General features: G+C 40.8%; 13 protein-coding genes and 1 rRNA gene. 11 read left to right on the top strand and 3 right to left on the bottom strand.

The genetic code is table 11. The features are described 5' to 3' along the window. Positions 1-10 precede the first annotated feature (10 nt). The 7 genes from STRCR_RS00090 to STRCR_RS00055 all read left to right on the top strand — a co-directional run bounded on the left by STRCR_RS00090 (position 11) and on the right by STRCR_RS00055 (position 7,831). A complete protein-coding gene (locus STRCR_RS00090; RefSeq protein ID WP_004228987.1) occupies positions 11-754 on the top strand; it encodes a Stp1/IreP family PP2C-type Ser/Thr phosphatase in 744 nt (247 codons plus the stop codon). Beyond that, a complete protein-coding gene (gene pknB, locus STRCR_RS00085) occupies positions 751-2,613 on the top strand; it encodes a Stk1 family PASTA domain-containing Ser/Thr kinase (RefSeq protein WP_004225799.1) in 1,863 nt (620 codons plus the stop codon). The genes STRCR_RS00090 and pknB overlap by 4 nt, the downstream gene beginning before the upstream one ends. 201 nt (positions 2,614-2,814) lie before the next feature. Continuing rightward, a complete protein-coding gene (gene liaF, locus STRCR_RS00080) occupies positions 2,815-3,513 on the top strand; it encodes a cell wall-active antibiotics response protein LiaF (RefSeq protein WP_004227980.1) in 699 nt (232 codons plus the stop codon). Further along, the gene (locus tag STRCR_RS00075; RefSeq protein WP_004229492.1) at positions 3,510-4,547 is read left to right on the top strand and encodes an envelope stress sensor histidine kinase LiaS; all 1,038 of its coding nucleotides are present in this window, start codon (positions 3,510-3,512) and stop codon (positions 4,545-4,547) included. Before liaF ends, STRCR_RS00075 begins: the two co-directional genes overlap by 4 nt. Continuing rightward, positions 4,534-5,175 (top strand): response regulator, encoded by a 642-nt coding sequence (locus tag STRCR_RS00070; protein ID WP_003048905.1) that lies wholly within the window; start codon positions 4,534-4,536, stop codon positions 5,173-5,175. Before STRCR_RS00075 ends, STRCR_RS00070 begins: the two co-directional genes overlap by 14 nt. Positions 5,176-6,068: 893 nt before the next feature. Continuing rightward, positions 6,069-7,466, top strand: coding sequence for a bifunctional Cof-type HAD-IIB family hydrolase/peptidylprolyl isomerase (locus STRCR_RS00060; RefSeq protein ID WP_004226592.1), 1,398 nt, complete (start codon positions 6,069-6,071; stop codon positions 7,464-7,466). After that, positions 7,466-7,831, top strand: a complete 366-nt coding sequence (locus STRCR_RS00055) for a S1 RNA-binding domain-containing protein (protein WP_004228026.1) — start codon at positions 7,466-7,468, stop codon at positions 7,829-7,831. The genes STRCR_RS00060 and STRCR_RS00055 overlap by 1 nt, the downstream gene beginning before the upstream one ends. A 46-nt stretch (positions 7,832-7,877) precedes the next feature. Here STRCR_RS00055 and cysK read toward each other — a convergent pair whose 3' ends face one another. Both cysK and STRCR_RS00045 read right to left on the bottom strand, forming a co-directional pair. Then, positions 7,878-8,807, bottom strand: a complete 930-nt coding sequence (gene cysK, locus STRCR_RS00050) for a cysteine synthase A (protein WP_004229087.1) — start codon at positions 8,805-8,807, stop codon at positions 7,878-7,880. A 100-nt stretch (positions 8,808-8,907) separates the two neighbouring features. After that, a complete protein-coding gene (locus STRCR_RS00045; RefSeq protein WP_004228282.1) occupies positions 8,908-9,537 on the bottom strand; it encodes a YigZ family protein in 630 nt (209 codons plus the stop codon). Positions 9,538-9,583: 46 nt separating this feature from the next. On the opposite strand from STRCR_RS00045, the gene STRCR_RS00040 reads away from it, so the two are divergent. The 3 genes from STRCR_RS00040 to hpf all read left to right on the top strand — a co-directional run bounded on the left by STRCR_RS00040 (position 9,584) and on the right by hpf (position 12,175). Then, positions 9,584-10,882, top strand: coding sequence for an ATP-dependent helicase ComFA (locus tag STRCR_RS00040; RefSeq protein ID WP_004229957.1), 1,299 nt, complete (start codon positions 9,584-9,586; stop codon positions 10,880-10,882). Beyond that, positions 10,883-11,551, top strand: coding sequence for a ComF family protein (locus STRCR_RS00035; protein ID WP_004225133.1), 669 nt, complete (start codon positions 10,883-10,885; stop codon positions 11,549-11,551). A gap of 75 nt (positions 11,552-11,626) precedes the next feature. Next, positions 11,627-12,175, top strand: coding sequence for a ribosome hibernation-promoting factor, HPF/YfiA family (gene hpf, locus STRCR_RS00030; protein WP_004227964.1), 549 nt, complete (start codon positions 11,627-11,629; stop codon positions 12,173-12,175). A gap of 191 nt (positions 12,176-12,366) precedes the next feature. Here the strand turns inward: hpf and STRCR_RS00025 are convergent, their stop codons facing one another. Next, the gene (locus STRCR_RS00025) at positions 12,367-13,320 is read right to left on the bottom strand and encodes an IS30 family transposase (RefSeq protein ID WP_004225294.1); all 954 of its coding nucleotides are present in this window, start codon (positions 13,318-13,320) and stop codon (positions 12,367-12,369) included. A gap of 309 nt (positions 13,321-13,629) precedes the next feature. On the opposite strand from STRCR_RS00025, the gene STRCR_RS00020 reads away from it, so the two are divergent. Next, positions 13,630-13,993, top strand: a 16S ribosomal RNA gene (locus tag STRCR_RS00020); the annotation flags it as partial.

The following is a 13,993-nucleotide window of genomic DNA, read 5'->3' as shown; positions in this document are numbered from 1 at the left end:
TAAACAATTCATGGAAATTGCTTTGCGTACTGATATCGGTCAAAAGAGGTCTGAAAATCAGGATTTCATCAACCAATTTAGTAACAAGTCAGGGACACCCCTTATTATCTTAGCAGATGGCATGGGTGGGCATCGCGCCGGCAATATTGCCAGCGAGCTGACGGTGACAGACCTGGGAAAGATTTGGGAAGAAACCGATTTTTCTGATTTGAGTCAAATCCGTGACTGGATGATTGATGTTATTGAAAAAGAAAATCAAAAGATTCATGAGCTCGGAAAAGAAGAATCTTACCGTGGTATGGGAACAACCATCGAAGCTGTTGCTGTTGTCGATAACGCTGTTCTCTATGCCCATCTAGGGGATTCTCGGATTGGTTTGGTCAGAAATGGCCAGTACCAGCAACTGACAACAGATCATTCGTTAGTCAATGAGTTGCTTCGAGCTGGTCAAATTACTGAGGAAGAGGCAGCCATCCACCCTCAGAAAAATATTATCACTCAGTCCATTGGTCAACAGAGCCCAATCGAGCTTGATTTGGGGGTTCAACAGCTGGAACCAGGGGATTTCATTTTGATGAACAGCGACGGTCTGACCAATATGATTTCCAATGAGACTGTCGTTAATGTTCTGCTGGCTGATGATGAAAGTCTTCCAGAAAAAGCTAATCAGTTAATAGCCCAAGCCAATAAGGCTGGTGGCTTAGATAATATTACCGTGGGACTCTTGCACGTAGAAGGTGAGGCGGCATTATGATCCAGATTGGCAAATTATTTGCTGGTCGCTATCGCATTCTCAAGTCCGTCGGTCGAGGTGGTATGGCTGACGTTTACTTGGCTAATGACCTGATTTTAGAAGGGGAAGAAGTTGCCATCAAGGTGCTTCGGACCAACTATCAGACTGACCAAGTAGCTGTGACGCGTTTTCAGCGAGAAGCGCGTGCCATGGCTGAACTCAGCCATCCCAACATTGTTTCAATTAGGGACATTGGAGAAGAAGATGGGCAGCAGTTCCTTGTAATGGAATACGTTGATGGCTCAGACCTCAAACATTATATTCAGGATAAGGCTCCCTTATCTAATTCTGAAGTTGTCAGGATTATGGAAGAAGTCCTATCAGCCATGACTTTGGCTCATGAAAAAGGCATTATTCACCGTGATCTGAAACCTCAGAATATTCTTTTAACTAAAGATGGCACGGTCAAGGTGACCGACTTTGGAATTGCTGTGGCTTTTGCGGAGACTAGCTTAACTCAGACAAATTCCATGTTGGGTAGTGTCCATTATTTGTCGCCTGAACAGGCGCGTGGTTCCAAAGCAACGGTGCAATCGGATATCTATGCTATGGGGATTATGCTCTTTGAAATGCTGACTGGGCACATTCCTTATGATGGTGACAGCGCTGTGACCATTGCTCTGCAGCATTTTCAAAAACCTCTACCGTCAATTAGGGAGATTAATCCTGACGTTCCTCAAGCACTGGAAAATGTTGTTATTAAGGCAACAGCCAAGCGTTTGAATGATCGCTACAAATCAACCTATGAAATGAGCCGAGACCTCATGTCCAGTCTCAGCTATAACCGCAGTCGGGAAGCTAAGCTCGTCTTTTCAGATGTAGCAGATACTAAAACCTTACCGAAAATTGATACTAATACAGCAAATGCTTCAACAGAGCAACTGCTCAAGGCGACTGATAAAAAGGTCAAGGCACCAGTAAAACCTGTGCCCAAGCCGAATGAAAAGGTCAAGCCCAAGCGTAAGCACAAGAGCTACAGTATCTTTAGCAAGGTTGCAATTGCCTTAGTGCTGGTCCTAGTCGCTATTTTTGCCTTTTTAATGCTGCGAAATCCATCGACAGTTTCTGTGCCTGATATATCTGGTCAGGAACTATCAGCTGCGAGGACTGCAATTAAAGATTCAGGTCTTAAAGTAGGCCAAGTGATTAAGGTGGAGAGCGATTCTGTTGAAAAGGGAAAGGTTGTTCGAACCGACCCAGCTGCCGGGACCTCAAAAAAAGAGGGGACGTCTGTTGATATCTATGTGTCCAGCAGTGGTGGTAGCTTCAAGATGAAGGACTATACAGGAAAAAATTCTGACGATGCTGTAGAAGATTTAACGTCTAATTATGGTGTTGATAAATCAAAGATAGAAGTTACCGAAGTTTCTACGACTGACTACGAAGAAGGAACCATTATCAGTCAGAGCCCATCAAAGGGAGATAAATTTAATCCATCTGGTGATGATACAATCAAATTTACAGTTGCTGTCTCTGGTTCGACAACGATGCCAAATTTGACGGGTATGACCTACTCTCAGGCTGTATCTACGCTAACGGCGATTGGTATTAAATCATCACGCATTAAGATTTATTCTTCATCGACTGGCTCTGAAACTTCGCCATCGTCTTCCAGTATTATTTCTGGTCAGAATCCTTATTATGGAGCCAGCCTAGATTTGTCTTCCAATGATGATATCATTCTCTATGTGCAGGATGCCTCATCGAGCTCATCAAAGTCAAGCTCGTCAAATTCCGCAAGTGATGAAGAGGATGATTCAAGTGACAGTAGTACGTCATCCGGTTCGGAGGATTCTGAATCATCGCAATCACAGCCATGATGCCACCTAAAGGTAAAGAAAACAAATCAATATAACCCAAGTTCCCCGCTCATCTGAGTGGGGATTTTCAGTCTCTAGACCTATCTTTAAAGCTGATAGCTCAAATCCTACTGCAATTTCAAGGGATTTTTGGTACAATGAGCAGGTAATATCAGATAGGGGAACTAGGTGCGAACGTCTAGTTTTTGATGAAGGAAAACCATGAAAAAATTCCAATTTTTCTTGTTGGTGGAGGCGTTGCTTTTGAGCATGGCCCTCTTGACCATCTTGTCAGAAAGCTTAACAGCCTTTATTTTAATCTTGGCTTTGACTCTATTAGCCCTCCTGTTCTTTAACAAGGATAATCGGGGGAGCTTTTTACTGACGGTCAGTTCCCTCTTTCTTTTCCTAGTCTTTATGCTCAATCCTTATATGATTGCAGCAGTTCTGTTAGCGGTGGCCTATACTATTGTTAACCATTTTTCTGAAGTCAAGCATCGCAATCGCTACGCTGTCATAGAATTTGAAAAGGACCATCTCTCAGTTACCCCCAAGCCCAACCAATGGATCGGTGTCAGTCGCCATATCAGTCAGGATTTTTATACTTTTGATGATATCAATGTTATTAGAATCAGTGGCTCTGACACTATTGATTTAACTAAGGTTATCGTAACAGGGCGGGATAATGTCGTGATTATCCGAAAAATTTATGGGCCGACTAAGATTATTGTTCCACGGGATATTGCGGTTAAATTAGATGCTAGTGCTATTTATGCGAGTGTTTCCTATCTGGGTTTTCCTGAATACGATCTCCGCAATCAATCGATCAAGTTAGAACAAAAAGATGACCAGGAACTCTTGCGGTCGGTTAAGGTGGTTGTTAATATCTTTGCTGGTTCTATAGAGGTGGTGCGAGCATGAAGCGAAATGATTTTTTGTTAATTTTTCTCTATGTTTGCGTAACCGTGGGATTTATCATCTTTATTATTTTTGATAGTCTCAATCTAGATGCTAGATTGGTTTTTGCTGATCCGAGGGTTCTGGAACAGTTTATCTTTTCGGTGACTTTGCTCATGTTCTCTGTCAGCTTTCTCCTGATTTTGGTCTGGTTGGTGGTTGATGACAATAGTAAGCGTCACTTAAATAAAAGCTTGCGGCGAATTATCAATAATCAAGCAGTCGGCAAACAACCAGAGTCAGAGGTCGGAAAAAATATTGAGCGTTTATCAAAGCAGATGAGCCGGATAACAGCTAATCTGCAAAAAACTGAGAATGCCTATATTTCCAATAGCCGAACCATTGTCACTCAGGAACGTAAACGAATTGCCCGTGACTTACACGATACAGTCAGTCAAGAGCTTTTTGCTTCCTCCATGATGTTGTCTGGCGTAGCACAAAATTTAGACAACTTAAATAAAGACAAACTCAGAGAACAATTAAATTTAATTGAAACAACCCTTATCAGTGCCCAGAATGATTTGAGAATAATGCTCTTGCACTTGCGGCCAACTGAGCTGCAAGATCGCACACTTTCAGAAGGTATATCCATGCTTTTGAAGGAACTTAAGGACAAAAGTAACATTGAGACAGTCTTTAACGAGGAGGTTGACCAGCTACCTAAGGTGATTGAGGACAATCTTTTTCGGATTGCCCAAGAATTCATTTCCAATACCCTTAAGCATGCCCATGCCAGCCGTCTGGAAGTTTATCTCTACCAAATTGAAAATGAAGTTCAGTTTAAGATGATTGACAATGGGCAGGGATTTGATGTGGATGCCAGTCGGGAACTCAGTTACGGTCTCAAAAACATCCAAGATCGAGTTGATGATCTAGCAGGGACTGTAACGATGCTCAGTAGCAAGGGCAAGGGAGTTTCGATGGATATCCGCTTGCCAATTTTAGATGATTACGATGAAGAAGAGAAAGTTGAGGATGAAAACGATGGAAAAGACTAAAATTATTCTAGTTGATGATCATGAGATGGTCCGATTGGGCTTGAAAAGTTTCTTTAATATGCAACCGGATATTGAGGTTATCGGTGAGGCTGACAATGGCAAAGATGGAGTTGAGATGGCTCTTGATCTACGGCCAGATGTTGTTGTTATGGATTTAGTCATGCCTGAGATGGATGGGGTTGAAGCCACTCTGGCCATTCTCAAGGAGTGGAAGGCTGCTAAAATCCTCGTTTTGACTTCTTATCTGGATAATGAAAAAATTTATCCAGTTATTGAGGCAGGCGCCAAAGGATATATGCTCAAAACTTCCAGTGCTGCTGAGATTCTCAACAGTATTCGCAAGGTAGCTCAGGGCCAAGTAGCAATTGAGACAGAGGTTGATAAGAAAATCAAATATCATGACCAGCATCCAGACTTGCATGATGACTTAACAGCACGGGAACGTGATGTTTTGGCTCTCTTGGCTAAGGGTTACGACAATCAAACTATTGCTGATGAACTCTTTATTTCGCTCAAGACGGTTAAAACCCATGTTTCGAATATCTTAGCTAAACTTAATGTTGAAGACCGTACGCAGGCAGTGGTCTACGCTTTCCAACATAATCTGGTTTCACAAGACAATCAATAAAAATTGCTTTGCAGCCGAGAGATGTCACCGTACTTTTTGACTTCGTTACCCCAAGTAACCATCAAGCTATTTGCATAGGTTGCAAAAACAGAGCATGACCACTAATGATCGGTTTTTAGAAGAAACAATCGATGTTGTGCTTGAGAGAGGCATCTTGGTATTCGCAAAAATCTTAGGGAATAAACTGAACGTCCAGCCATCTCGTAAGCTTACTGAAGCAGTTTATAATTATTTTTACCGAATGGATGGAAAGAAGGTATTGAACCTAACGAATAGTGAGTCAGTTCAAATAAGAGATTATTGGTGGAGCTTCCCCGACCGAAAGTTAACCCATAAATTTTAATGAAAGAAGATGAGCAAAAAGATTGTCTTGCTTAATATGTTTTCTGTACGACAGGCATGTTATACTCAAAACTTATCTTTCACAAAATAAGGACCGGTCAGACGTTTGGCTGATTACTATTTAAAACGGAAGATAAGTTGAACCGTCGTTATGCCAAACAGCATATACGGTGGTGTGAGTAGGGACTAAGAAACTGTATTCACAACTTTAAATTCTTAGCGTCAGCTGGGAAAAGCGACCATAAGGTCGCTCAAAACAGACAGTTGCCGCCGTGGTAAAAAGACGATTGACTCTATTTAAATCAATCGTCGAGGGGATTTTCAAGACCCTAGGCTTGAAAATGAGCAATGGAACTCCGTTAGGAGGTCGCTTGCGTCCCTACCACATAAGGCTAACTGTCAAAAAATGTGAATACAAGTTCTAAGAGTCAGCCTCTACTTGATTGTGCGTCCCTGTTCACCATAGCCTGAAGGTTCTGAGTGAATAACCATTCTGACGCTACCTTTCCTAAAGTTTCTGCTATAATAGTATTGACAATAGGAGTGATGTTATGGACGCAAAAACAAAATACAAGGCTAAAAAGATTAAAGCTGTCTTCTTCGATATCGATGATACCCTTCGGACTAAAGACACTGGTTATATGCCAGAGTCTATTAAAAAAGTCTTCAAACAATTAAAAGAAAAAGGAATTATCACTGGTATTGCTTCTGGGCGAGCTCGCTATGGCGTTCCTAAAGAGGTACAGGACCTAAATGCTGATTACTGTGTTAAATTGAATGGGGCTTACGTCAAGGACAAGGATAAGAATATTATTTTTCAGCGCCCAATCCCTGCGAACTTGGTTAAGGCCTTTAAGGCTTGGGCCGATGAAATTGGTATTTATTACGGCTTAGCAGGTCGTCACGAAGCGGTCTTGTCCTACCGTAATGATGTGATTAGTGATGCTATTGACATTGTCTATTCCAATTTAGATGTTAACCCTGATTTTGATAAGAATCATGATGTTTATCAAATGTGGACCTTTGAAGATACTTTAGAGGATTTGGATTTACCAGAGTATTTGTCTGAGCACTTACGATTAGTGCGATGGCATGACCATTCCTTTGATGTCGTGCTCAAGGATGTCTCCAAAGCTCTAGGTGTTTCAAAACTAGTAGAGTATTTAAATCTCAAGCCAGAGAATATTTTATTTTTCGGCGATGGTCCAAATGACCTAGAAATGTTTGACTATGTTGGTCTTAAGGTTGCTATGGGGAATGCTGTTCCTGAGTTGAAGGAAAAAGCAGACTTTGTGACGAAAACAGTAGAAGAAGATGGCATTTTATATGCCTTGGAGGAATTAGGTTTGGTTGAAAAAGAGTTACACTTTCCACAATTGGATTTAGAAAATCACGGTGGTCCCGTTGCCACTATCAAGACAAATCAAGGAGATCTGATGGTAAAGCTCTTTCCTGATCAGGCTCCTAAAACCGTTGCCAACTTTATTGCCCTAGCTAAAGATGGCTATTATGATGGTGTCATTTTCCATCGTATTATCCCAGACTTTATGATTCAAGGTGGCGATCCAACGGGCACTGGCATGGGTGGTGAATCCATCTATGGGGAACGTTTTGAAGATGAATTTTCAGAAGAACTCTACAATTTGCGTGGAGCTCTGTCGATGGCCAATGCGGGTCCAAATACCAATGGTAGCCAGTTTTTTATCGTCCAAAATAAGAATTTTCCATATTCGGCTAAGGAGCTAAAACGTGGTGGTTGGCCAGAAGCTATTGCAGATGCCTATGTGACAGGCGGGACCCCGCATTTAGACCGCCGTCATACGGTATTTGGTCAGTTGGCGGATGAGGCATCTTTTGATGTTTTGGATAACATTGCCGCTGTCGAAACTGGTGCTCAAGACAGACCGATTCAGGATGTCCTTATTGAAACAATTGAGGTTCAGGATTGATGAAGATTGGTGAAAAATATAAGGGAGTCATTACAGGTGTCAAGCCCTACGGGGCCTTTGTTGCCCTTGAGAACGGGACGACTGGCCTGATTCATATTTCAGAAATCAAGACCGGTTATATTGAAAATATTTTTGACACTCTCAAGCTTGATCAAGAAGTACTTGTCCAAGTTTTGGACTACGATGAATTCAGTGAAAAAGCCAGTCTCTCTATGCGAACCTTAGAGGAAGAAGGGTACCATTTTTCTCACCGCCATCGTTTTTCGAACAGCCGTTATAAGATTGGATTTAAACCTTTGGCAGACAATATGGAAATATGGGTTGAAGAAGGTTTAGATTACCTTAATAGAAAAAAGGTTGACTGATACCAAATGTCAACCTTTTTCTAGTTTATGTTAGTTGTAATTATACTCATTCTTCAGAGTCATAGAGACTGGTTGATAGATAGCGTTCACCATTGTCAGGTAAAAGTGTTAAGACTTTTTTACCAACACCTAGTTCTTGGGCAACTTGGATAGCGGCATAGATAGCGGCTGATGAAGAGATGCCTGGGAGGAAGCCTTCTAGGCCACCGATAAGGCGACCAGTTGCAATAGCATCATCGGATTTCACCCGAACAATACTATCGTAGGCCTTGGTGTCTAGGGTTTCAGGGATAAAGCCGGCAGAAATGCCTTGAATCTTATGAGGACCAGGTTTATCTCCAGAAAGGATGGCTGATTCATCTGCTTCTACAGCATAAACTTTAACAGATGGATTAGCTTTTTTTAGAGCATGGGAAACACCAGAAAGAGTACCGCCTGTACCAACACCAGCAACAAAAGCATCTAAACCACTTGGACCAAAGGCTTCAATAATTTCTGCACCTGTAGTGGATTCATGGATAGCGGGGTTAGCAGGGTTATTAAATTGCAAGGGTACCCAGCCTCCGATTTCTGTAGCTAAGTCTTTAGCCTTCTGGATGGCTCCCTTCATCCCCTCGCTGCCTGGTGTCAAGACTAACTGAGCACCGTAAGCCTGAATGATTTTGCGACGCTCAACACTCATGGTCTCTGGCATAGTAATAATAACCTTGTAACCTTTAGCAGCTCCAACCCAAGCTAAACCGATACCAGTATTCCCACTAGTTGGCTCAACAATGATACCGCCGGGTTTCAAGAGGCCCTTTTGTTCGGCGTCTTCAATCATTGATAAAGCAATCCGATCCTTGACAGAAGAACCAGGGTTGAAGGATTCTAATTTGACATAGACATCGGCTGCCCCCTCGGGGACGCTCTTGTTTAATTTAACAATGGGAGTATTGCCAATCAATTCCGTAACATTATTATAGATTTTTGTCATACTTTCACCTCTCAAAAGAATCTTAGAATTGCTAATAGTATAGATGTCAAAAGAACTTTTGTAAAATACAAATTCTCTATCAAGTGATAAAGAATAATTATCAGCTAATTGGAACTTCGACGACTTTACTGCCGGATTTCTTACTGGTAACCTTACCCTGGTAAAATTCAACCAAGGCTGAATAAGTAGCTTCTATTTTATCAGGATCGACATAAATGGTGGTTCGGACCCTATCAGAGAACTCTGTATCTTGCTCTTGCAGGACCTCTTGAGCTAAAAAGTTGGCAAAGGTTTGATACTGGGGATAGGAAAGTTCGATTTGAATACCTGCTTGATCTTTGACCTCAACCACCCCCTGTTTCTTAATAGTGTCAGCGACAATACTGGAATAAGCACGGACAAGGCCGCCTGTACCTAATTTTATTCCCCCAAAATAGCGAGTCACAACAGCAACGATATTGGTCAGGCCCTGCTTTTCTAGAACGGTGAGCATTGGCACGCCAGCCGTTCCACTAGGTTCCCCATCATCACTTGAACGCTTGATTTCAGAGTTTTGACCGATAATCATAGCAGAACAGGAATGGTTAGCCTTGTGGTGCTCCTTCTTGATTTGAGCGATATAGGTACGTGCCTCTTCTTCACTGGTTACTCGTTTAATCTGGCAGATAAAGCGGGATTTTTTAATGATGTCTTCTCTGGTAGTATCTTTGGCAATTGTTTTATAATTCATGAAAAAATTTTATCATATTTCAAAACTTATGCGAATAGATAAATAGATGGAAAACTTAGAAAATTACTATGGTCGCCAATTTTTATCTTGGCAGTTATCTCCAGCATTGAAAGCACATGCTCAGACTGTACCGGCTACATTCAAAAAGTCTGGGAAGATCTATTGCAGCCGTTGTAACAGCTACTTGTTACCAGATTGGGTGCTGCCAGATGGCTCTTATTACTGCCGAAATTGTATTGCCTTCGGCAGGGTCACAAGTACAGACCAACTGTGTTATTTTAAACAAAAAGCCTTTTCCTTCGCCTCCTATTTAAACTGGCAAGGACAATTAACTTCTTATCAGCAGGAAATTTCTGATAAACTTGTCTCTGCTGTTGAGAAAAGGGAAGATATCCTAGTTCATGCTGTAACGGGTTCGGGTAAAACAGAAATGACTTATCAGGCAGTTGCCTCAGTCCTCCAAAAAGGAGAGGCAGTTGCCTTAGTTAGCCCAAGAATTGATGTCTGTCGCGAACTCTATCAGCGTTTTCGACGTGATTTTACATGCCCGATTTCATTGTTACACTCAGGGTCGGAAAATTATCATCGCTCACCTCTTTTAATTTCAACTGTCCATCAACTTTTTAAGTTTCGTCAGGCTTTTGAGCTTATTATTATCGATGAAGTCGATGCTTTTCCCTATGTAGATGATCAGAGCCTTTACCAAGCCGTGGCAAATGCTCTTAAGCCTCAGGGGGCAAAGATATTTTTAACAGCAACTTCGACTGATAATTTAGACAAAGCGGTGAGGAAAAAACAGATAAAGGAAGTTCACCTAGCTAGGCGCTTCCATGCCCATCCGCTTGTTCTTCCTAAATTAATTTGGCTGGCAAACTTGGATGTGAAGGTAAAAGGAGGAAAGCTACCCGCTAAATTGCTCAGTGATATCAAAAGACAAAGAAAAACTGGTTATCCTCTCTTGCTTTTTTATCCCACCATTAAGGAAGGTCAGCAGCTGGCACAGCTTCTTCAAAATTATTTACCAGAAGAGAAGATTGGCTTTATTTCTAGTCGAACAGATCAGCGATTGGACTTAGTTCAAGATTTTCGTGACGGTAGAATAAACCTCCTTGTTTCGTCGACGATTTTGGAAAGAGGAGTAACCTTTCCAAAAATAGACCTTTTTGTTTTGGATGCCCACCATAAATTGTATACCAAATCTTCTCTGATCCAAATTGCTGGCCGAGTTGGTCGAAGTAGCGAGCGACCAACTGGCTCATTGCGCTTCTATCATAGGGGTGTTACAAAAGCTATGCGGCAAGCAGTTTCTGATATTAAAATGATGAATAAAAGAGGAGGCTTTTAAATGGGATGTTTGATATGTCGTAATCAAATTCAAAATGACATTAAATTTACCTCGCTCCTTTTTACCTATCAGGATGAAGTCTACCTTTGCGACGAATGTAGGGACCAATTCGAACCAATTCACTCGAAGCATTGCCCGAGTTGTTACAAATCTGGGATTGATGGTGTTTGCCCAGATTGCCTTTATTGGCAGAAGAAAGGGAAAGAAATCAATCACAGAGCACTGTATACCTACAATCAGGCAATGAAACAATACTTTTCTACATACAAATTTCAAGGAGATTATTTGTTAAGAAAAGTATTCTCGCATATTATGAAAAAAGTTTTAGCTGACTATAAAGAGTACAAAATCGTCCCTATTCCTCTAAGTAATGAAAGCTTTCAAAAGAGAAAATTTAATCAGGTTACTGGATTTTTAGATGCTGCTGCTCTGACATATTGCAATCTCCTAAAAATTGGTATAGAAGGAAAACCAACTCAATCTAGTAAGACAAGAGAAGAAAGACTAAAGACTGAACAGTTTTTTGTGATTGATTCCACTCAAAAGATTCCAGAAAAAGTCTTATTGGTGGATGATATCTATACGACAGGGGCTACAATGATTCTAGCTAAAGATTTACTCATTGAAAGTGGCGTGAAAATTGTAAAAACTTTTTCATTGGCACGCTAAAAATCCTTGCAAAAAATTCCAAATATAGTAAAATAAAAGAAAAGAAAGCGTTTTAACGCAAGAAAGAGGAAGCCTATGATTAAATTTAGTATTCGCGGTGAAAACATTGAAGTTACTGATGCTATCCGCAATTACGTAGAATCAAAATTAGCTAAAATCGAAAAATACTTTAATCAATCACAAGAGTTGAACGCTAAAGTAAACTTGAAAGTCTATCGTGAAAAAACAGCCAAAGTGGAAGTAACCATTCCAGTTGGTTCTATCACTTTGCGGGCAGAAGATGTCTCGCAAGACCTTTATGGCTCAATTGACCTTGTTTCAGATAAAATTGAACGTCAAATTCGCAAGAACAAGACCAAAATTGCTAAGAAACACCGTGAAAAGGTTGCGACTGGCGAAGTATTCTCAGCAGAATTTGTTGCTGAAGCAGTTGAAGAAGTTCCTGAGGCAAAAATTGTTCGAACCAAAAACATTGATTTGAAACCAATGGATGCGGAAGAAGCTATCCTTCAAATGGATTTGCTTGGACATGATTTCTTCATCTATACTGATGCTGAAGATGGAACAACAAATGTTATTTATCGCCGTGAGGATGGCGATTTTGGTCTTATTGAAGCAAAATAAATCTTCTTGAAAAAATTTACATAAAAACTCTAGGAATAAAAACCACATTCAAAAATAAGGACCAGGTCCTTTGAATGAAAATATTTCTGGAGTTTTTTTCTTAGTTCTATTGACAGCTTTTTTAGTTGATGTTAAACTTTAGACTAACTTTAAATTTTAGCTTTCTAAAGTTACTAAATTTCAAGTTCAAGTTAGCCAGTCTGTAAAAACTCTTTAGGAGATTTATAATTGAATAGTTTCTTTGGATAGTTGTTAATCCAGTTTTCAATAAATGCGACTTGTTGTTGAGTCGCATTTTTGCTTCCCTTAGGCAACCAGCGCCGGATGAGTCTATTATGATTCTCATTAGTTCCACGCTCCCAAGAAGAATAGGGGTGGGCATAGTAGATATGAGCAGGGTCAAAAACTTCTGCTAAACGACTGAATTCAGCCCCGTTATCAGCTGTGATAGAGTTAATTTGATAATCCCTGAGGATTGCTTTCAGAGCTTGATTGACTGAAGACGTGGACTTATCGGGAATGAGTCGAATGATTTGATAACGACTCTTTCTATCCGTTAGAGTCAACAGGCACTCGTTTTTTGCCCGAGTTTGAATAACCGTATCAATTTCAAAATCACCAACATTCTCACGCTTGTTAATGCTTTCTGGTCGTTCCTCGATAGACTTTCCAGCTGGCTTAAAGTTGGGACTGGCATGCTTTTTCTTAGTTTTCTCCTTGCGAGGATAAAGCATGTCAGCTTTAGTCAATCCTAAGTGTCCATGATGAATCCAGTAGTAAATAGTGGAGATGGGAACAGGTAATCCTTTTGCCTTTACTATCATCTCAGGAGAATATTTCTGTTTGATGTAGTGAGTTATCTTTTCTTTGAGTCCCTTGGTCAGGGAGACTTGTTTAACAGAACGTTTACGATTGTTTTGATAGGCTTTTTGGGCGAAGTCAGCTGAGTAGATCACCTCAAATTTTCCTTTACGCACTTGTTGTCTAACCTGACCACGTTTGACTTCGTTGTGAATGGTTTGAGGAGCTTTAGCCAATCTCCTAGCGATTTCACGATTTGAGAGCCCTTCTTGAAGCCAACGTTCAATTATTCTACGTTCAGTTAGTGTCAAATGTTTACTTTTTGGTGTATAATAGTTTTGCATCTCAGAGTCTTTCTAATTGTTATTGTGGTGATTACAATTATATCTCTCTGAGATGTTTTTTGATACTCTTAGGTGGCTAACTTCATTTTAGAACTTTCCAAATTTAAAGTTAGAAAAAATAGTTTGTAATTTTTTTAAAAAACTATTGACAAGTTTTTAAAAAGATAGTAAACTATAAGAGTTGCTTTAAAAGAAAGCACAAGACCTTTGAGAACTGAATAGAGACGAACCAAGACGTGCGGGTTAAGAGATTAACCTGTCAAGGAACAATAAACGGATAAGCCAGAGTGCTTAGCCGGACAAACTAGCATTAATGAGAGTTTGATCCTGGCTCAGGACGAACGCTGGCGGCGTGCCTAATACATGCAAGTGGAACGCTTCTTTTTTACCGAGTGCTTGCACTCACAAGGAAGAAGAGTCGCGAACGGGTGAGTAACGCGTAGGTAACCTGCCTGGTAGCGGGGGATAACTATTGGAAACGATAGCTAATACCGCATAACAATGGATAACACATGTTATTGATTTAAAAGGTGCAATGGCACCACTATCAGATGGACCTGCGTTGTATTAGCTAGTAGGTAGGGTAAAGGCCTACCTAGGCTGCGATACATAGCCGACCTGAGAGGGTGAACGGCCACACTGGGACTGAGACACGGCCCAGACTCCTACGGGA

This window comes from Streptococcus criceti HS-6, from assembly GCF_000187975.2.
Classification (GTDB): domain Bacteria; phylum Bacillota; class Bacilli; order Lactobacillales; family Streptococcaceae; genus Streptococcus; species Streptococcus criceti.
Note: the sequence above shows the minus strand (reverse complement) of the source record. Positions and strands in the feature narration are given on the sequence as shown.

Bases quoted from the DNA above. Each gene is read 5' to 3' on its own strand.
- STRCR_RS00090 (WP_004228987.1), top strand. From the start codon at position 11: ATGGAAATTGCTTTGCGTACTGATATCGGTCAAAAGAGGTCTGAAAAT.
- STRCR_RS00035 (WP_004225133.1), top strand. From the start codon at position 10,883: ATGGGATGTTTGATATGTCGTAATCAAATTCAAAATGACATTAAATTT.
- STRCR_RS00025 (WP_004225294.1), bottom strand. From the start codon at position 13,320: ATGCAAAACTATTATACACCAAAAAGTAAACATTTGACACTAACTGAA.
- STRCR_RS00040 (WP_004229957.1), top strand. From the start codon at position 9,584: ATGGAAAACTTAGAAAATTACTATGGTCGCCAATTTTTATCTTGGCAG.
- hpf (WP_004227964.1), top strand. From the start codon at position 11,627: ATGATTAAATTTAGTATTCGCGGTGAAAACATTGAAGTTACTGATGCT.
- STRCR_RS00075 (WP_004229492.1), top strand. From the start codon at position 3,510: ATGAAGCGAAATGATTTTTTGTTAATTTTTCTCTATGTTTGCGTAACC.
- STRCR_RS00045 (WP_004228282.1), bottom strand. From the start codon at position 9,537: ATGAATTATAAAACAATTGCCAAAGATACTACCAGAGAAGACATCATT.
- STRCR_RS00060 (WP_004226592.1), top strand. From the start codon at position 6,069: ATGGACGCAAAAACAAAATACAAGGCTAAAAAGATTAAAGCTGTCTTC.
- STRCR_RS00070 (WP_003048905.1), top strand. From the start codon at position 4,534: ATGGAAAAGACTAAAATTATTCTAGTTGATGATCATGAGATGGTCCGA.
- cysK (WP_004229087.1), bottom strand. From the start codon at position 8,807: ATGACAAAAATCTATAATAATGTTACGGAATTGATTGGCAATACTCCC.
- STRCR_RS00055 (WP_004228026.1), top strand. From the start codon at position 7,466: ATGAAGATTGGTGAAAAATATAAGGGAGTCATTACAGGTGTCAAGCCC.
- liaF (WP_004227980.1), top strand. From the start codon at position 2,815: ATGAAAAAATTCCAATTTTTCTTGTTGGTGGAGGCGTTGCTTTTGAGC.
- pknB (WP_004225799.1), top strand. From the start codon at position 751: ATGATCCAGATTGGCAAATTATTTGCTGGTCGCTATCGCATTCTCAAG.